General features: G+C 62.3%; 17 protein-coding genes and 1 pseudogene. 7 read left to right on the plus strand and 11 right to left on the minus strand.

Annotated elements, in window-relative coordinates; translation table 11 throughout:
• Positions 1–23: 23 nt before the first annotated feature.
• A pseudogene (locus tag NBW56_RS05490) lies at positions 24–511 on the plus strand (integrase core domain-containing protein); the annotation flags it as partial.
• Here NBW56_RS05490 and NBW56_RS05495 read toward each other — a convergent pair.
• Together NBW56_RS05495 and NBW56_RS05500 are read right to left on the minus strand one after the other, a co-directional pair.
• Positions 508–1,956: a multidrug effflux MFS transporter gene (locus NBW56_RS05495; RefSeq protein WP_250258288.1), complete on the minus strand. Its 1,449-nt coding sequence runs from the start codon at positions 1,954–1,956 to the stop codon at positions 508–510. The pseudogene NBW56_RS05490 and the gene NBW56_RS05495 sit on opposite strands and share 4 nt — an antisense overlap.
• A 105-nt stretch (positions 1,957–2,061) precedes the next feature.
• Positions 2,062–3,576 carry an ATP-binding protein gene (locus NBW56_RS05500; RefSeq protein WP_250258289.1) on the minus strand — a complete coding sequence of 505 codons (1,515 nt, stop codon included), beginning with the start codon at positions 3,574–3,576 and terminating at the stop codon, positions 2,062–2,064.
• A gap of 310 nt (positions 3,577–3,886) precedes the next feature.
• On the opposite strand from NBW56_RS05500, the gene NBW56_RS05505 reads away from it, so the two are divergent.
• Positions 3,887–5,287: a glycoside hydrolase family 15 protein gene (locus NBW56_RS05505; RefSeq protein ID WP_250258290.1), complete on the plus strand. Its 1,401-nt coding sequence runs from the start codon at positions 3,887–3,889 to the stop codon at positions 5,285–5,287.
• Here NBW56_RS05505 and NBW56_RS05510 read toward each other — a convergent pair.
• From NBW56_RS05510 to NBW56_RS05520, 3 genes are all read right to left on the minus strand, one after another.
• Positions 5,284–5,943, minus strand: a complete 660-nt coding sequence (locus tag NBW56_RS05510) for an ABC transporter ATP-binding protein (RefSeq protein WP_034371140.1) — start codon at positions 5,941–5,943, stop codon at positions 5,284–5,286. The two genes, NBW56_RS05505 and NBW56_RS05510, sit on opposite strands and share 4 nt — an antisense overlap.
• 15 nt (positions 5,944–5,958) lie before the next feature.
• Positions 5,959–7,347 (minus strand): hypothetical protein, encoded by a 1,389-nt coding sequence (locus NBW56_RS05515; RefSeq protein WP_250258291.1) that lies wholly within the window; start codon positions 7,345–7,347, stop codon positions 5,959–5,961.
• Positions 7,348–7,421: 74 nt separating this feature from the next.
• Complete coding sequence (locus NBW56_RS05520) at positions 7,422–8,192, minus strand: hypothetical protein (protein WP_250258292.1); 771 nt, start codon at positions 8,190–8,192, stop codon at positions 7,422–7,424.
• Between the two features lie 467 nt (positions 8,193–8,659).
• Here NBW56_RS05520 and pdxH point away from each other — a divergent pair, with 467 nt between their 5' ends.
• The gene (pdxH, locus tag NBW56_RS05525; protein WP_250258294.1) at positions 8,660–9,343 is read left to right on the plus strand and encodes a pyridoxamine 5'-phosphate oxidase; all 684 of its coding nucleotides are present in this window, start codon (positions 8,660–8,662) and stop codon (positions 9,341–9,343) included.
• Positions 9,344–9,406: 63 nt separating this feature from the next.
• Here the strand turns inward: pdxH and NBW56_RS05530 are convergent, their stop codons facing one another.
• Genes NBW56_RS05530 through NBW56_RS05555 form a run of 6 tightly spaced genes read right to left on the minus strand, consistent with a single transcriptional unit; the run spans position 9,407 to position 14,856 of the window.
• Positions 9,407–10,138: a DUF4097 family beta strand repeat-containing protein gene (locus NBW56_RS05530; protein ID WP_250258295.1), complete on the minus strand. Its 732-nt coding sequence runs from the start codon at positions 10,136–10,138 to the stop codon at positions 9,407–9,409.
• Between the two features lie 14 nt (positions 10,139–10,152).
• Positions 10,153–10,662 (minus strand): Arc family DNA-binding protein, encoded by a 510-nt coding sequence (locus NBW56_RS05535; protein ID WP_250258297.1) that lies wholly within the window; start codon positions 10,660–10,662, stop codon positions 10,153–10,155.
• Positions 10,663–10,721: 59 nt separating this feature from the next.
• Positions 10,722–11,555, minus strand: a complete 834-nt coding sequence (locus NBW56_RS05540) for an energy-coupling factor transporter transmembrane component T family protein (RefSeq protein WP_239378958.1) — start codon at positions 11,553–11,555, stop codon at positions 10,722–10,724.
• Positions 11,545–13,380, minus strand: a complete 1,836-nt coding sequence (locus NBW56_RS05545) for an ABC transporter ATP-binding protein (protein WP_250258298.1) — start codon at positions 13,378–13,380, stop codon at positions 11,545–11,547. Before NBW56_RS05545 ends, NBW56_RS05540 begins: the two co-directional genes overlap by 11 nt.
• A 9-nt stretch (positions 13,381–13,389) precedes the next feature.
• Positions 13,390–13,986 (minus strand): ECF-type riboflavin transporter substrate-binding protein, encoded by a 597-nt coding sequence (locus NBW56_RS05550; RefSeq protein WP_126846822.1) that lies wholly within the window; start codon positions 13,984–13,986, stop codon positions 13,390–13,392.
• A 12-nt stretch (positions 13,987–13,998) separates the two neighbouring features.
• Entirely contained in the window at positions 13,999–14,856 is an 858-nt protein-coding gene (locus tag NBW56_RS05555) for an SAM hydrolase/SAM-dependent halogenase family protein (protein ID WP_250258299.1), read from the minus strand.
• A gap of 187 nt (positions 14,857–15,043) precedes the next feature.
• Here NBW56_RS05555 and NBW56_RS05560 point away from each other — a divergent pair, with 187 nt between their 5' ends.
• The 4 genes from NBW56_RS05560 (at position 15,044) to NBW56_RS05575 (ending at position 18,780) form a co-directional block, all read left to right on the plus strand.
• A complete protein-coding gene (locus NBW56_RS05560; RefSeq protein WP_250258300.1) occupies positions 15,044–15,991 on the plus strand; it encodes an ABC transporter ATP-binding protein in 948 nt (315 codons plus the stop codon).
• A gap of 47 nt (positions 15,992–16,038) precedes the next feature.
• On the plus strand, positions 16,039–16,857 hold the full coding sequence (locus NBW56_RS05565) for an ABC transporter permease (protein WP_250258301.1): 819 nt from the start codon (positions 16,039–16,041) through the stop codon (positions 16,855–16,857).
• A gap of 88 nt (positions 16,858–16,945) precedes the next feature.
• Positions 16,946–18,166: a sensor histidine kinase gene (locus NBW56_RS05570; protein WP_250258302.1), complete on the plus strand. Its 1,221-nt coding sequence runs from the start codon at positions 16,946–16,948 to the stop codon at positions 18,164–18,166.
• Positions 18,163–18,780 (plus strand): response regulator transcription factor, encoded by a 618-nt coding sequence (locus NBW56_RS05575; RefSeq protein WP_250258304.1) that lies wholly within the window; start codon positions 18,163–18,165, stop codon positions 18,778–18,780. The genes NBW56_RS05570 and NBW56_RS05575 overlap by 4 nt, the downstream gene beginning before the upstream one ends.
• The last annotated feature ends 73 nt before the right edge of the window (positions 18,781–18,853 follow it).

Consider the following 18,853-nt stretch of genomic DNA (forward strand, 5'->3'; position numbering starts at 1 on the left):
CAATGCAGCACTCACTCCACGTCACCCCGGACAAGCAGAAGAACAAGTACCGGGACCCGTTGATGGGCAAGACCTACGTCCATACCGTCATTGACGACCATTCCCGTGTCGCCTACGCCGGGATCCACGACTACGAAACCGCCATCGCCGCCACCGCGGTCCTAGTGAGGGCTGTCGAGTGGGTCAACGCCCGCGGTGTGAGCGTCGAGCGAGTCCTGTCCGACAATGGCGGCGCCACCGGTCCCACCTGTGGCGAGACACCTGCACCGAACTCGGGATCACGCACAAGCGCACCCGTCCGTATCGTCCGCAGACCAACGGGAAGATCGAACGCTTCCACCGCACCTTGGCCGACGGCTGGGCCTATGCCCGCTGCTACACCTCAGAGGCCGAACGCCGGGGCGAGCTCGACGGCTGGCTGCACTACTACAACCATCACCGGCCACACACCGCCTGCGGCAACCAGCCGCCGTTCTCGCGATTGACCAACGTCCCCGGTCAGTACAACTAGGCCTGCGCGCGGCGGGCGATGAGCACGTGCGCGAACCAGAAGACGGCACCGCCGGCCGAAAGAGCGAGCCCGCCGATACCGAGCTTCACTAGATCGGCGCCGAGCATCGGCACCATGACGCCGGAGGCGATCGCGGCGACGATGAGGTTCACGAACGTCGCGAAGCTCGTCGCTGCGCCGCGCTCCTCGGGGAACATGTCGAGAACCTCGAGCTGCACGGGCGCCATCATGAGCGCCGCCCCCATGCCAAGAAGGCCCGGGCCAATCATGACCAGAAGGTGCCACACGCCGAACTGCGAGGTGAGTTCGGGGGTGAGCATGGGAATGAGCACCGAGAGCACCCCTCCGAGAACCGCGGTGATGAAGGCGATCGTGATGAGGCGCGAACGGCTCATGACGAAGGCGAGGCGCCCCACGAGGTAATTGCCGAGGATCATGCCCGCGATGATCGGGATGAACAGCACCCAGTAGTCCTGTTCGCCGAGGTGCATCACGTCGGGAACAATGATCGGGGCTGCCGAAATAAAGATGAAGTCTGCCTGGCTTGCAAGGCCAAGAGCGAGCGAGAGGCGCCAGATGACCGGCGAGCGCAGCACGCGCCCGAGCGATGTGAGGATGCCCTTCGCGTTGAAGGGCTGGCGCTTCTCGGGAAGGAGCGTCTCGGGGATGACAATAAGCATGATCACGAGCGTGACGAGCGCGTAAAGGAGCATCGCCCCGAAGATCCAGCGCCACGGCCCGAGCAGGAGGATCCAGCCGCCGAAGATCGGCGCCGCCGCGGGCGCGAGGGCGAAGATCATCATGACCTGACTCATGAGCTTTTGCGCTTTGCCGCCTCCGTAGAGGTCGCGAATCACGACGCGAGAGACGATCGTCGCCCCGCCCGCACTGAGCCCCTGGAGCACGCGGAAGGCAAACAGCATTGGGAGATTGACGGCGAGCGCCGCACCGAGCGAGCCGATCGAGAAAACGATGAGCGAAATGCTCATGACGCGCTTGCGCCCGATGGCATCGGAGAGCGGGCCGTGGAACATGCTCATGCACGCGAAGGAGATGAGATACAGGCTCGTCACCTGCTGCATCGCGGCCGCGTCGGTGTGGAAGTCGCCCCTCATCGCTGGGAAACCCGGGAAGATCATGTCGATCGAGAACGGGCCGAGCATCGCGAGCAAGGCCATCGCAAACGTGAAACCGAAGGTGACCTTTTCTGTGCGCCCCAGGTGGAGGCGGAGCGCGGCCGTCTCGGTCGCGACTTCCTCGACCTGCTCGATCGGGCCGGTCACGTGCGAGACGTTGTCGGTGGGGTTGGCGAAAGCGACCTGCGGAATTTCTTCCGTTAGCGGCCGCGGCTCCTCGGTCGCGAGGCTTTCGGCGGCGCGCTCATCGGCAAGCCGCGCAAGTTCGAGTGCGCTGGTGTCGGTTTTCCTCTGAGAATCGTCTGTCACTTGGTCAAGTTTATGGAAGTCTCGCGGCCTTCCAACCCCTCCCGCACAACATCACTCATGACTTCAGTGACACTCTTGCAACACTTCACCGCACAAGCGTGACCGTCAGTCGTTGAGGCGCAGATACTTTCTGTTTCTGCTTTGCGGCGGAGCAGTCGCCTTAACTAACCCCTCATCAACGAGCGTTCGTAGCGCCGGCCTGAGCGAGGCCGCTGGTCGCCCTGTCATGTCTTCGAGTTCACGAATTGAGCGCGCATCTCGCAGGTCAAGTGCGCGAAAGACCTCGCCTTTAACACCTTTCAACGGGAGACCTTCGCACTGTCTAAGCTCCTCGGACTCACGTACGTGTCTCGCGAGCGACACCGTCACGCGAGCGGTGGTGGAAGCGCTGTAGTCCGGCTCGGGGAGTCCACTCTCCCGCATCGCATTGATCATGCGAGGTACTCCCGACCCTTGATTCTCTCCAACGGTGTCCGAGGAATCCGGCAGCGGCACGTCTGTGAGCAGTCGAGAAAGAGCAGCGTTTCGTGAATCGGAACGCCCTTCTCCCACATTTTCTTTGGAGCGATCCCCCCAAAAACCGCCGGGATTCGAGATATCAATTCGATCGGGATATATATCGACCGACACCTGCTGCCCAAGAACGAAAGCGGAGTAGTCACGATGCGTCACGGCGTTAGTGATAGCCTCGCGAACCACTTCCTCGGGAATCTCTGGGACGTCTTCACCTCGCACCCCATTCACAGTCCGCGCGGTGATGAGATTCCGCATGACCGCGTGCACAGCATCGCGAATCGCCACAGGGATTGGGCCGTCGCACACCTGGCGATCCAGGAATCTGACTGCTGAGGAAGCCGACTTATTGCTCCGGGGGTGGGCCGTCACATCAATCGTGAGTTGAGGGAATCGCTGCTGAGGGTATTGCCCCAGCGCGAGGTAGCCCGCAAGAGTCGCACGCCCCTCGTTATCAAGCACGTTCAGTCTCGTTAGCGCCTCAGTCACATCGTCCTCACGGACACCGGCAAGTGCGTTGGAGCGGCTCGAACGTACTCGATCAAGCGTGCGGCGAACGCTAACGGAGTCCAATGAGTCGGCGTTCGTTGCCTCGACTGGTTCACGATCCGTGTAGTCGCGCCGGTGCGAATTTTGCATCGTGTACACCTCGTATGCGGTGAGATGCCTGTCGGCGTCGCCGAGACGTATGTAACTACCGCGCCCGATTCCTTGCGCAGTGACATAGCACGGTCCGATTTCTCCGAGACTCGCATTGAGCGGTTCGACGCGTATTCGCACGATGGGCGCCCCGTCGATCTCGTCGATATCCACATCGCAACTTGGCACCGGAGAGACCTTCGCGTGGACAGATCCATGCCGTTTGTCGACCCCCGAGAGGAATTCGTCACGCACGCGTTTGGCATCGAAACCCGGTGCAGCTTCAAACCTCTTTTGCTCATCTAGCCCGAGAATGATGAGACCACCTTCACCGTTGGCGAACGCTGATACGGTTTCCCACACTGTTTTAGGCAGTTTCCGGGAAGAGGCCTTGATCTCAACGCGCGCATCGTCGGTTCCTAGGCGTCGCGCTCGTTCGACTTCTTCACGCCAGTCACTGTCAGTCATGCCCTCACTGTACATCACTGAAGCAGTCACTTATGTAAGTGAGAATGTCACTCATGTAAGTGAGGATGTTACTGAGTCCTCCTGATATGCCGAAACTCGGGGTGCCCGCGCCAATCCCGAACGCCGAAAACATTGATATCGCCGCACTTCTCAATGCGACTCGTTTTCACGGGCAGGCGAGAGAGGGAGCGCTCTAAGGTCCCGCGAGTGATGCAGCGGACCTCACGGTCGCGCACGAGCGCACTCACGCGTTGCGCGAACAGCTTGTTAAGCTCGAGCCACACATCGCAGCGGAAGAAGGAGGAAAGCCATGCGGCGTCGCGCTCTTCTCGGCGGCGGCCTTCTCGCCGCGCTCGGCGCCTCGGCCCTGTCTGTGGAGCGCGACAGCATCGCGGGCCTCTTCCCGCACGACGCGCACGAGGACCTCTTTTCCCTTGGCGTTGCCTTCTCATCCGTGCCGGATTCACTCGCGCGTGAGGTGGAGGCGCATGGCGCAGCGTCCGTTCTGCACGCCGGGAGCATCGCGGGCGTGAAGCGCACGTTCGTTCAGCCTGATTCACCCCCGCTCATTGCGGGCACGCGCACCCTGAGCACCGCACACGGCGCCGAGACCCTCACCGCGATCACGCAAGCATTCCTCGAGAAAGCTTCACGACCCGCGCCCACTCCCGCGCTCACGAGCCTCGACCGCTCGGCGCTCCTCGATATTTTCACCCTCACGTGGGCGCTTCCCTCCCCCATCGCGGCACTCAGCCCGAACTGGCGTTACACGTGGCCGCGCGATACGGCCCACGTGATCGTGGCCCTCGCCGAGCGCGGCTTCGACGACTGGGCGCTGGGCCTTCTCGAACACCTCGCGCGCATTCAGCGCCCTGACGGCACATTCGAGGCTCGCTACCGCCCCGGCACTGCACGCGCGCCCGATGCCCGCTCGCCGCAGTTCGATGGAATCGGCTGGTTCCTCTGGGCGGCGGCATCGCTCGCCAGGCTTGGGGTGTTGGCCTCCGACGCCTCCCCCGCTTCCTTGAGCCCAACTCTTAAACGAGCACTCGCGCGCTCCGCCCGCGCCGCCGTCGACGCCACGAGCACCCAGAGCAGACTTCCGAAGCCGAGTCCCGACTATTGGGAGGTACCCGAGCGGCGCCTCACCCTCGCAACGGCGGCCATGACGCTCAGCGCGCTCGAGAGCGCGGCGCAACTTTCAAAGCTGGGCTTCCTTGAGGGCGAGGCAGGCGTCGGAACGGAAATGCTCGAGAGACGTGCCCGGGAAACCGAGCGCGCCCTCCTGGAAACTTTCGGCTCCGGCGCCTTCCAGCGGTACGCGCACGGCGGAGGTTTCGACGCGGGGCTGCTCATGCTCCTGCCGCCGTACCAAACGCAGGGGTTTGCCGAGCGCAACCCAGCGATTGCCGGCCACATCGACGAGGCTTTCGAGGCGATGCAGCGCCCCGAGGGCGGTGTCGCTCCGGGCGCGCGCTGGAAACGCGACGGCATCAGTTGGACCCCGCAAACGGCGATGTTCGCCCAGGCCTATGCGCGCCTCGGGGAGCGCGAGCGCGCTCTCGAGATCCTCGAATGGCTCGCCGCCCACCGCACGAGCGCCGGGGCGATCAGCGAAAAAATCCTTGCCGACGGTAGCCCCGCCGCCGTCGCGCCCCTCTCGTGGCCAGCGGCGCTCGCGCTCAGCACGCTCGAGGCGCTGCACAGTTAGGAAGCGCTTGCGGGTGGACGCACACGGTCAAACTGCATGCGATCGAGCTCGTACACGCTTGTGCACAGCTCGTCGATGTCCTCTTGGTTGTGGCTGGTCATCACAATCGTGCGCCCTTCTTCATGGAGCTCATGGAGAAGCGCACGAATATCGCGAACGCTCGTCTTATCGAGTCCGTTGAAAGGCTCGTCTAAAAGTAGAAGCGGTTGCCCTTCCATAAACGCTTGGGCAAGAGCGAGCTTTTGTTTCATGCCGAGAGAATAGTGGCGAACAGACTGGCGTAGGTTCGGCGCAAGGCCCACGCGGTGAAGCGCCTCTTCTATGTGCTCGTCTCCAATGAGCCCGCGAATAGACGCGAGCCGACGCAGGTTGTCGAACCCCGTGAGACCACCGATGAAGCCTGGGCGATCGATAATGATGCCAATTTTGGAGGGGAAGTCCTCGCCCGCACTTTTCAGCTTTGGTGAGACGACGACGCGACCCGAATCCGGCTTGAGGAAGCCGACGATAAGTTTGAACAGCACGGACTTACCCGAACCGTTAGGACCTTGCACTCCCATGAAATCGTGTTCATCGATTGCAAGCGAGGCATGACTCAAGACCGGAGTCGAACCGAAAGCGATCGAAACGTCTTTTACATCAACAAGATTGACCATTCGGCACCTCTACAATCATGAATCAAACTGAGGAATACGGGTATTGCTCTGTACGAACCGGAGAAACACAACACTGGCGACTCCTACTGTCGCCGTTACGATAATGGCACCTGCCGTAGCCGGAAAGGCCCCATAAAAGCCCAGGGCAAATGGGGCCGGCCACAGCGGGTTCAACCACGGCAGCGTGAGCGCCGCGCATACGACCAAAGTTATGGCGGCTACCGCCATCGACCCAAACCTCCACGCAGCGGCCATTGAGAGCAGTGTCGTCACCACTACGGTCACGATCGAGCCCAGCCATACCTGCAGGGCTGGCAAGAGCTCCGTGGGGTGATGAGCCATGCTGCTTGAAACACCACCGAGCAACACAAGCACAAGGGAGAGCGCAGCGATCGCAGTGACAAGCGAACCCCCTATTGTGCGAGTGAAGAGTTTCCACGGGTCTCCCGTGCGGATCGCCACCAGCGATGCTGCGGGTGCCGTCTCACCCGCAAAACGTACGAGCGCGGCATATGAAGACCCGAAGACTAGCACCATGTACATGAACCATGCCGTAAAGGAAAACTCTTCGCGCGCCGAACCGTAAGTGAGATACATGAAAAGGTCGGCACCGTCGGGCCGCAAGAAACTCATGAGAGTCGCCGCACCTACGGTTGCGATACACCAAAATCCGAACGGCCCTGTCCGCACGAAGACTTTCCGAGCGCGCATCAAGACTGACGATCCACTCACACCAATAGTCAGGATCGTCGCGGCGGCGAAGAAAAGCGGAACACACCATAGGGCGCCAAATTCTTTGACACCCGCGAAGGGCAAAAGGGCCACATCGGGATTGCTCCACTGCGGAAACGGCCATACATGGGCGAGCACAAGCGGCACAAAACCTACCCCGACCCCAGGGATCCATGGCTTCACTCGAGTATTCACGATAAGGACCCCTAGTAGGGTCGCCGCAAGCCCAGCGAGCCCGACCTCGAACGCGATTCCGTACGCTATACAGGCCACAGGGCTTAGGTGTCGACTGGCATAGGGCTGCAGAATCCCCTGCCATATTGTCGCCGGCTGCAAAGAGAGCACTTCCGGGGTCCAGGACATGCGCCACGTGTATCCAGACGACGTCGCCAAGACCCCTAACAATTTGCTCGCTCCGAGCAGCGCTGCTATCCCGGCGCCGCGCATCCACAGCGCAAGAAGTCCGTGCCGTTTTGACCCGAAACGAGACAACGCAAGCGGGTTCGCCACAAAGGCACACTGCCGCAAAAGCAGAATAATGAGCAGAGGCCATTGAAAGTAATGGAAGTAGTACGGGTCTTGCCCGAAGGCAAGCTCTCGTTCCCACAGCGAGATGCCGACGACCGCATCGAAATCGACGTCGCCTTTGAGCAGGGGCTGCGACGACGTCACGATAGCGAGCAGTGCGCACATCCCGCAGATGAGCCCCCACCCAGCTACCGGACGCAAACGGTTCACAGCCCCCATCAGCACAAGGCCTTCGGCAGCTTCGCTGAGAACGCGGCATAAGCAGCAACGACTCCAGCGATGAGGAAAACAACAAGACCTACGACCACGGGGATGAGAGGATCTTGTTGGGTGACACCAGTTGGAATGAATGATCGTATAAGGCTGAAGTGGTCAACCCGAAGAGCCCCCGCGACAAACTCGGAGAGAAGCACGACGACAGGAAGCCAGAGGAGTGCAACAAATCGATTCTCAAAGAACATCGCTCCTACCGCTGCCAGCGTCGATAATGCCGCACCGCCGATCCCCACCCATATCGACTGGAATGCAAAGTACAGCACCGGGGAGACGGCATAGAGCTGCGAGAATGTTAGACGTTCTGCTACCGGTTCAAGATCGTCACCGAAAGGGTTGAAGAAATCGACGGGGATGAGGTGCGGGTGGATTCCGTATGACATGACAGCGACGAGAGCGACACTTCCCGCGAAGACGATAAAACCAGCGCACGCAGCGCGAACCGCGTGGCGAACAACGTAGGGGCTGCGCCCTCGCCTTGCCATGATAGGCCCCCACGCACCCCCAGTGCCGGCCTCCTGCATCACCACTGGCGCGTACAGCAGGGCGGCAAAAATTGGCATGAAGAAGGGCAGAAAATCCGATATCCCTAATGTGAATAGGGAGAATTGATCGGCGACCGCACCATTAGCGCGGGAGACCTCCATAAAAACGCTGGGACTCAAGAGGACAACTATTGACATAAGAAACGTGGAGGTTTTGACAGGATTTTTCACGGGTGCCATTCCTGAAGCAAGCCGAATCACAGTTCACATCGCCGTTTCAGTTATTACGCCGCTTCTCGCCAGTGCGCCCAGCATAAGTTTTCCATTGATACGACGCGTACCCCTCGCCACTGAGTGGTGCAGCCGTCGAACTAAACATTGAGAGGAAGATCCCGCATCGGCGGATGTTGCCATAGAACCAAACCCCGTCACGATGGCCCGAAGCAACCTTGCACGTCTACGCATCACAACGATCCTCCTCATCCTGGAACACCACTTAGACAGCAAGGATCCTACCCCCCCCAAGTGGTTTACGCCATACGCCGTGCCCTCCGTCATCCCTTCGGTTGCTGGCCCTCAGCACGCTCGAGGCTCTCGAGCATTGATGCTTCCCTTAGTCCCCGCAAGCGGCCAGAGGGCGGGGCTAGAGTGGTAGATCGGGATCGAGGACGATCCGCATCGAGTTTCGAGGAGAGGTCATGAACGAGAAGGCTGGTGCGCCCGATCTTCGCGCGGAACGCGTGAATTACACGAAGGGCCAACTCACCAAAACGCTCGCGGGCAACGACCCGCACGCGCTGTTTGACGAATGGATGAGAGACGCGATCGAGCGCCGCGACCGCGAGGGCGATGTGCTCGAACCCAACGCCATGGTGGTGTCCACGATTAACCCGGAAACGGATTGGCCGGATTCGCGCGTGCTGCTGCTCAAGGAACACAAGAACAAGAAGTTCGTGTTCTTTGGCAACTACGAGTCTCAAAAAGGGCACGACCTTGACGTGAACCGCAAGGCCGCCCTGAACTTCACGTGGCTGCCGCTTCAACGTCAGGTGCGCATCCAGGGCAAGGTGCGCCGCATCAGCCCCGAGGAATCCGACGCCTACTTCGCGGTGCGCCCGCGTGGTTCGCAGATCGGCGCCTGGGCAAGCTCGCAGTCGGACGTCATCGACTCACGCGAAGACATTCAGCTCGCGAACGAGCGCGCCGAAAAGCGCTTCGAAGGTAAAGACGTTCCTCGCCCGCCGCACTGGGGCGGCTGGGCACTCACCCCGCACGTCATCGAGTTCTGGCAGGGCGGTGCTTCGCGCCTGCACGACCGCATCCGCTTCACGGCCTTGGATTCGGAAGAAGGACGCTGGCAGGTTGACCGCCTCGCTCCGTAAACACTCACGCGAGGTGACTGTGAGGGCCGGGATGATGCTGAGCGTCATCCCGGCCCTCGCGCGTTAGGCGACCTCGTTGAGTTCGAGCGAGGTGCGCTTTCCGCCCACCTTGACGCGGAACACGGGCGCTCCCTCCTGCGGGACCCCGCGCGGAGTAAGGCTCGAATTGAACGACGAGGCAAGGCCGTCAAAATCAGTGTGGACGTGTACGCCGGGCAGAACCGCGATGGTGCACGTGGCCTTGAGGCCCTCGACTTGAAGATCACCGCGGTGGACGCGGGCGATATCGACAGTGATCGAGGCACCCTTCGCGTCGAGCGCGCCCGAGAAATCACCGATGCTCACCTTGGCCGCGGCACCATTCACCTGCACCGGGGAGGAGACGGCATCGAGCTCAGCCTTCACCTTGAACCCCTGGATCGAAAGAGGCGCGGACACGGAAGAGGCTTTTACGGTGCTCGAGACCGCATCGAACTGTGCCTCGCGTGAGACCTCCTCAAGCTCGATCGTGCTCGCGACGCTTGCGCATTCGAGGGCCGTCGTGGTGGGCAGTGACATTCTCACCGTGAGGCGCGGCCGCGTGCGGTGAAGAATGTCGAGCGCCTTTCGGTCAGGACTCTTGATTTCGAGGCGCCCGAAACGATACTTCACGCTCGTTCCCGCGGCTTCTTCGCCCTCGAGATCGATCGTGATCTGGTTCGTGGTGTTTGTCGTGATCGCGACGTCGGCATAGTTCAACTTGAGCTCGGCACGCACATCGCCGGTGGCGTCGTAACGATAGGTTGTGGTGCTCATGGCGGGATCCTTCCTTAGATCCATCCCTTGACGGGGTTCGTGCCTTTCGGCGGGTTATCGGGGGTGAAGCCCCAGTGCTTCGTGAATGGCGAAGTGCGGGGTTCGACAACGGCATCGCGGATCACCTGGACGAGCCAGGCATTGAGACTCTGGCCCGAGGCTTCCGCACGCTTCTCCGCGCGGGCCTTGAGCCCCTCGGGCAGGCGAAGAGATACCCGCGAAATATCGCCTTCATCGAGTCCCTGATCCGCCGCGGCGGCCGATTCAGGCGCGGGAGTGGCATCAGGATGCTTTGGAGTGACATCAAATTTGACACCTTCGGGGGCGAGGCGCGCGCTCACGCGCTCGAACGTGAGCGACTCGCTGATCTCGGCGGTCGCCGTCGTGACCGTATCGAGAAGGGCAAGCTTGAGTAGGGGGCGGGCAAGGGGGCCCACTCGCTTCATAGCGGAGCCGAGATCGTCGCCACCGACGTTAGCGACATGCTCGAGATCCTCAACAAGAGCGTCGGTTTTCTGTGACATCTCCACAACCCAAGTATGGCGTCTTTTTGACGCCACCGCAAGGTTTTTGACGTCGTTTCTTAGGCGAAGGGGTTCCAGAACCTTCCGCCATTGACGATCGCGAGCACGATCGGCACCGCGAGCACGGCGAAGGAGAGGGCCATGATGAGCCAGTCTCGCCACGTCAGGGGCTTTTTGCCGTACCACGTGCGCCGCTTGCCGCGTCCAAAACCGCGCAGCTCCATCGCACTCGCCACTTCCTCGATGCGGTCAAATGCGCCGAGCAAAAGCGGGATGATGACGCCCACGATGTTGCGGGCGCGAGTCGCGATACCCGCTTTCGACGAGGTCTCGAGACCGCGCGCCTGATGCGCCTTCGAGATCGTCACGAAATCACGCTGAATATCGGGGATGTATCGAAGAGCGATCGAGACGGAGTAGGCGATCTTGTAGGGAACGCCGATGCGGTTCAGCGACTGCGCAAACTCAGGCGGGCGCGTCGTCGCAATGAACAAAAGCACGGGTGGAAGCACCGCGAAGTACTTGAGAGTCACAACGAGCTGATAAAAAAGCTGCTCACTCGTGATGTCCCAGTGCCACGGCCCATCGAGAAGCACGGTGCGCGTGCCATACAGTTCGGTTCCATAGCCGGGCGCGAACAGGAAAATGAACACGTTGTTGAGCAGCATGAGACCCGCAATAATCACGAGCACAACGGCGAGGTCGCGCAGCTTCACGCGGCTGAGAATCCACAGCACGATGTTGAGCACGAGCATCGCCGCAAGGTAACGCGCATCGAATCCCACGAGCGCACCCACGACGCTCGCGACGGCGAGCATAAGCTTCGAGAGCCCCGAGACTCGGTGCAGGAACCCCGGCCGATCGACGTACCCGAGAACGGACTTAGCGGGCATCGCCCACCTCCCGCCTCTCGCGATCAACCGCGATCACGGCCTCCACAAACTCGCTGCGGCCAAATTCTTGGGTGCCGCGCTCATCGGTGGAAACGGGAAGTCCGACGGTTGCCGCGAGCGCGTCGAGGCTCGTGCGCACGAGGTTCGCGCGCCTCGTCACGTCATCGTCGACGAGGATTCGCGCGGGCGAAGAATCCGCGATGATCTCCCCTTCGCTCAAAACGACCGCGCGCGGCACATACTCGAGGGCAAGGTGCATGTCGTGTGTGATGAGCAGGATCGTCGTGCCCGCACGGTTGAGGCCGCGGATGAACTCCATGAACTCCGTGTAGTGGCGGAAGTCCTGGCCCGCGGTCGGCTCATCGAGAATAAGGACTTCGGGCTCGAGCGCAAGCGCGGCCGCGATCGTCACGCGCTTCTTCTGGCCGTGACTGAGGGCGCTCACGGGCCAGGTTTTGAACGGGGCGAGCCCGCACGTCTCGAGGGCAGATTCCACGCGCCGGCGCACCTCTTCCTCGTCAAGGCCGTGGGCGCGCGGGCCGAGCGCGACCTCGTCGAAAATGAGCGGCTTCGAGATCATGTGGCCCGGTTCTTGAAGCACGAAGCCCACGCGCGTACCGATCTCGGCGATACTCAAGTTCAGAACATCGTCGCCGAGCACCTCGACGGTGCCCGAATTCGGCTTCGCAAAACCCGTGATCGCGCTCGCGAACGTCGATTTTCCAGCGCCGTTGTTGCCGAGGACCGCGAGCATCTCCCCGCGCCGAACCTCGAGGTCGATTCCCCGCAGCGCGTGCACGCCCTCGTGGTCTTGATCGTGGCCGTGCAACACGTGCAGATTGCGCACGCTGATGGCCGCGGTGGCGTCGGACCCCTCCGCCGGCACTTCCTGAGCCAAGACCGAGCCGAACCTCGCGGACCACTGCTCGCGCCCCCACTCACGCACCCGTGCGCATTCGCTCTCGCTCAGGCGAAGAGTCTCGAGCCGAGCAGGGCGCGCTTCGGCTGCCGGTTCGATCCCTGCATAGTTGAGGGCCGTGAGGTGCAGCGGACGGCGAATGCCGTGCTCGGTGAGGAGACCGGAGGTCATGAGCTCATCGGGGGTCGTATCGGCGACGAGACGACCGCCGGCCATCATGAGGATCCGGTCGACTCCCCTGTGCAGTACTTCTTCGAGGCGGTGCTCGATGATGACGACACTCGCGCCGCTTTCCCGATTGAGGTCGTCAGCCAGTTCGATCATCGCGCGACCCGTCGCCGGGTCAAGGTTCGCTAGCGGCTCATCGAACAGGAGAATCGGCACGTCGTCCACGAGCACGCCTCCAACTGCGACGCGCTGCTTTTGCCCGCCACTCAGCTCGTGTGGCGAGTGCTCGAGAAGCTCGGTGAGGCCCACGCGCTTGGCGACCCGCTCGACGATGCCCGGCATGTCGCCCGACGCAACCTCCTGGTTCTCGAGCGAAAAGGCGATGTCCTCCGCAACCGTGAGCGCCACGAACTGCGCGTTCGAATCCTGGAGAACCGTGCCGGCCACACCGGCGGTGCGCACGAGCGGCGCGCGCACCGGATCCACGCCACCGACCCTCACGCTGCCACTCACGCTTGCCTCGAAGCGATGCGGCACGAGGCCGTTCATTACGTGCAGCAGGGTCGACTTTCCCGAGCCACTCGGCCCCACGATCGCGACCTTCTCACCCCAGCCGATCGTGAAGCTCACGTTCTCGACCGAGGGAAGTTTTTGGGTGCGGTAATGCACGCTCACGTCATCGAACACGATGGCGTGAGCGGCACGGTTCGCCTCGGGCGAATGGGAGGGAAGAGCCATGCGGAACGCTTAAGCGCCCACCTCGAGCGAGCCCGAGCGGGTGCGCGTCTTCGCATACAGTGCGAGGATGATGGAGCCAAAAACGCAGGTAAGAACAGAGTTCGTAACGAATGCGACGAGGCCCTGAACAATGACCTTGTCGAACGGTTCACCCATGAGCGTCACGTCCAGAATCCACGCAAGAACACCCCACGCCACGAAGTGGCCCACGATGACCGCGAGGTTGAAGCGCACAAGATCCCGGCGCGAAAACTCCCCCTCGTTCACGCGGTTACGAAGCATGAAGAAGCCTACGATGAGACCGAAGACAGCCGTCGGAATTTCCCACGAAAGCCAAATGAGGTAGCCGGTGGCATCCGCGAGAATGTGCCCAACAAAACCGGCAACGCCCGCAACGTACGGTCCGTACAGCACCGCGAGGACCGCGAGCAGGGCGTACTGGAACGTGATCGCGAGGTTCGGCACGGGAACGGGGATCGCAACGAATCGACTCAGCACAAAGAACAGCGCCGCACCGATGCCGATCGCGACGACCTGCGTCACGGGCGAGACCCTGCGGGTCACGGGAAGCGGTGCACTGGACGTGGGAGTTTCAGGGGTAGACATGGTGGGGATCCTTTACTTTTCGACCTTCTCGAATGCGACGTGCCAGCTGTTGCCGCGCCCGAGGTGGAAAGCATTCGCGTACGAGCCGCGATTGATCGCGACAGCCACGCGATCGAGAGAATTGACGTAAATGAGGGACTCGCCGACCTCGACGTGCGCGAAGCTCGGCGCGTACACGAGGCTCGTCGCGTGGACGGTTTGCCCGTTGTGGGTGATGGTGAGGCGCGCGTAGTCGCCGTGACTAATGCCGGCCTCCTCGAAAAGGGTGCGCGGGATCGAGGTCCACAGTGAGCCGTAGCGGTTATCGTGCGCGTCGATCGTTCCAGTGAGCACGTGGCCTTCGCGTTTTGGCTCAACGATCGGCAGAGCCACAACCTCGCTCACGTCGAGGCGCGGGCCCACCTGCTCGTAGGTGATCGTGCCACTCGCGAGCCGCGCACCCGTGAATGCGTAGATGTCACGCCCATGAAAGGTGTAGGAGTGCGCCGAGCCCTCGCGGCGGTTGAATTTTTCGTCGATTTCGCGAAGCTCCTCGATGCCGAAGAACTTCTCGATGTGAGTCAGCGTCCCGTTGTTCGGGGTCGCGACATAGTGCCCGGTTGATGTGCGGGCGACGACGCTCAGGCGATCGGAGCCGACCCCCGGATCGACGACCGACACGAAAACGGTGCCCTCAGGCCAGTACGAGACGACCTGGGCAAGGCGGTAGGAGCCCTCCCAAATGTCGTACGGGGGAATGTTGTGGGTGATGTCGTGAACGCGCAGCTCGGAGCTCACGCCCGTGGCGACGCCGTACATCGCGCTCACGGCGCCGTCGACGTATCCGAAATCCGATTGGAGAACGAGTGGCTTCACTGCGGGGCCTCCCATGTGACACAAAAGTTCATGACCTTCGTAAGCGTACCGATACCAGGAACGGGAGCGAATGCACGTGGCGAAATATGAACACCGAGGCGAGACGTCAGTGACATGTGTCATTCACACTCGTGACAAAGCGCCGATAAGCCCCTGACGTTTTCCACTACTACCCGGGTCCCGCGTGCCGAAGAGTAGAAGCATGACCACAGCACACGACTCCATCACCGTCTCAAACCTGACCCGCACCTACACGGGCGCGAAGAAAAAGAAAGCTTTCACCGCGGTGGACGGCATCTCCTTCCGCGTACGCGAAGGCGAGGTTTACGGCCTGCTCGGCACAAACGGCGCCGGAAAAACCTCGACCCTCGAAATCCTCGAGGGCCTCGCCCCCGCAACGAGCGGGAGCGTATCGGTCCTCGGCATGGACCCCACGAAGGACCGCGCGAAGGTTCGCGCCCACACGGGAACCATGCTCCAATCCGGGGGCTTGCCCACCCAACTGACCGTCGCCGAAACGATCCGCATGTGGGCAGGAACGTGCTCGAACCCCATGGCCCCCGATCAAGCCCTCGCCGCCGTCGACCTCACGCACCGAGCGAAGGTCAAGGTCGGTTCGCTTTCCGGTGGCGAACAGCGCCGCCTCGACCTCGCGTGCGCTCTCGTGGGGCAGCCCTCGATTCTCTTCCTCGACGAGCCGACGACGGGCCTCGATCCCGAATCCCGCCGCGGCGTGTGGGCGCTCCTCGAAGACCTCAAGGCGCGCGGCGTCACGATGATCCTCACGACCCACTACCTCGAAGAAGCCGAGCGCTTGTGCGACCGGATCGGGATCATGCACCGCGGAAACATCGTTCTCGAGGGCAGTCTGCGCGACATCGTCGCCACGGAGGCCTCGGTGATCAGCTTCAAGATCGGGGAAAAGCCCGACGCCACCGGCGCCAGCGCCGAGCTCAGCCTTCCCGCCCTCGCCGGCGCAAACGTGACGCGCACCGGCAACACCTACGAAGTGCGCACCGACGAGCTCCAAGACGATGCCCTCGCGGTTCTGCAATGGGCAAAAAGCGAAGATCTCTCCCTCACCGATTTTTCCGCGACACCGGCCTCCCTCGAAACCGTGTTCATGCGCGTCGCGGGCGAACAGCGCTAACGAACGCGCCGACCCGCCTCCACAAAACTTTGACGAAAGGACACACCGTGACCACAGCAGCCGCGAATGCCTCTAAGCCTCGCTCGAATCACCTCTCGCGCACGATTGCCCTCGCGCGCTCCGAACTCGCCCAGTTCCTGCGCAACCCCACCCTGATCGTCATGGGAGTCGTGTTCCCCCTCGGTCTCACGGTGGGAATGTTCTTCCTTCTGAAACCAGCCTCCGGCACCGCGAGCGCAGCCGCTTCGAGCGCCATCGAGATCTGCATCCTCATGACCATGCTGCTCGTCGTGTATTACTCGGTTCTCTCGATGTCGACGACGCGCCGCGACGAAAAGGTCCTCAAACGCTTGCGCACGGGCGAAGCCACCGACGCCAACATCCTCCTTGGCATCACCGCCCCGAGTGCCGTGCTCGCGACCATCACGATGATCGTGGCCCCCGCCCTGCTCGTGGTGTTCGGCGCGCCAATGCCCGTGAACGTCGTGCCGCTCATTGTCGCCACAATCGGCGGAATCGCGGTGAGCGCAGCGTTCGGGTTCCTCACGAGTGGCTACACGAAGAATGCCGAGGCCGCCCAGATCACCTCGCTGCCCGTCATGATCCTCGCGATCGCCTCCCAAAGTTCGTTCCGCACCCTCATGCCCGAACAGATCAGCAGCATCGTTGACCGCACTCCCTTTGCGCTCATGGCCGATCTCGGCCAGCTCGCGTGGATCGGGAAGACAGCGAGCGGTACCCACGAGCCACTCGATTCCGGTGCGGCGCTCGCGGCTGCAACTTCGCCAATGCTCATCCTCGCGCTGTGGGTGGTCGTGCTCGTCGCTCTCGTGCCGATGTACATGAAGTGGGAATCCAACCGGTAAACCACCGGCTACGACCCGTGGGACACTGGTGGGGTCTCTCTAGGCCCCGCCAGTTGCCCCTTTTTCGCCGACAAACAGAGGACACCGCATGAGCACCGCCCCGAGCGTCCACGCCGCAGAACCGGCGCGCGCCCGCAGCATGGAGAAATATGCGCTCTACACGAAGTGGTCCGTCACGCTTGCGGCACCCCTCATGTGGCTCATCTTCACTATTCCGAGTATGACGGCGACAACCTCGACGCATGCGGGTATCGCTCCCCTCCTGTGGGCAGTCGCCTCGGCCGCGCTCACGCTCTTCGTCAGCATCATTCTTTTCCGCGAACCCGCACTCGAACTGTTTCCTGAAAGACGGGGACGTGCGCGTGGGGCGAAGGTCAGTTTCATGTTGGTGCTCGTGGGCTGGATCGTGTGCATCCTCATGGCTGTGCTCGCACCCGTTTCGATCGGGGCGTGGGCTCACCTCTACGCGATTATGTGCACCGCGCTCTTCGCACTCGCCCACGCACCGTGGATGCGACACAAGTGGATTGCCGTCACCGTCGCTGCCCTCCTCACGAGCGCAACGCAGCTCACGGTCGACGCCAGCACCGCCTTCACATCGCTCTGCATTCCCTTCATCTTCCTCACCGCCACTCTCTCCGGCTTCTGGGGCCTCAACGTTCTGCGCGACGCTGATCGCGCCCGTCAACTCGACGCCGAACTCAGAGTCAGCGCGGAACGACTCCGCTTCACCCAGGAGCTTCACGACACCATGGGCCAGCGACTGGCGGCGATCAGCCTCAAAACACAGGTGGCAATCGCCCTCGTCGAACGTGGCGATAGGAACGCTATGAAGGAACTTCGCGAACTCCAGGAACTCGTGAAGGCCAGCACCGCCGACATGCGCGCCGTCGCCCACGGCTACCGGCGCATCAATCTTGCCACCGAAATCGCCGAAGCCCGTGCGCTCCTTGGCGCCTCGCACATCAACGTCCGCGTCGACGGCGACTCCCTCGACGTTCCCGACAACCGTCGAGAAGACGCCGCCTGGTTCGTCCGCGAAGCCACCACCAACATCCTCCGCCACTCCCACGCCACGAGTGCGCGCCTCACTCTTGCCGAGGACAGCGTGGCTACGACGAACGACGGCGCACTCGAAAGCCCCGGCCCACTCTCGGGCCTCGAGTCGCTCCGCCGCCGCGTGGCCGCAGCGAGCGGAAGCATCACCGTCGAGCATGACGCCCCGCACTTCACCGTGCGGCTAAGCTTCGACGAGGGGCCGGCAAGCGTCGGACCCGCCCCCACCCACGCACCCGAGGAGAGCGCATGATCCGCATCGCCATCGCCGACGATGAAACCCTCGTTGCCTCTTCCCTCGCGACCCTGCTCGGGCTCGAAGAGGATTTCGAGATCGCCACCGTGTGCGGCTCGGGCGAGGAGATACTCGAGTGGTGGGCGCGAGATTCCCGCGGAGCCGACGTTCTCGTGTGCGACCTGCAGCTTGGCGGGATCGACGGCATCGAAACTGCGCATCGCGTGCGCGCGAAACACCCCGGTGTGCAGGTCCTCATCGTGACGAGCCACGCACGGCCCGCAGCCCTCAAGCGCGCGCTCGAACGCGGTATCGCGGGATTCCTCCCGAAAACGTCGGACGCGAAAGAGTTCGCCGCGGCCATCCGCACCGTCCACGACGGGCGGCGCTACCTCGACCCCGAAACAGCGGCCCTCGCGATCAACCAGGGCGACAGCCCCCTCACGGTTCGCGAGCGGGAACTACTTGAACTAGCGGGGCGGGGCCTCTCCATCGACGACATCGCCTCCGAAGCGCACCTCGCGGCCGGAACCTGCCGAAACTACCTCTCGAACGCGATGGCAAAAGTCGGCGCGGCCAACCGCTTCGAAGCCTTCACCGTGGCGCGCGACCGCGGCTGGCTCTCATCATGACTGCACGGAGCGTGCGGATCGAGAACGACACGGTCACGAGGCCCGCAGGCCCTTGGACCCCCACGGTTCAAGC

It is taken from the genome of Dermabacter sp. Marseille-Q3180 (assembly GCF_940792985.1).
Classification (GTDB): domain Bacteria; phylum Actinomycetota; class Actinomycetes; order Actinomycetales; family Dermabacteraceae; genus Dermabacter; species Dermabacter vaginalis.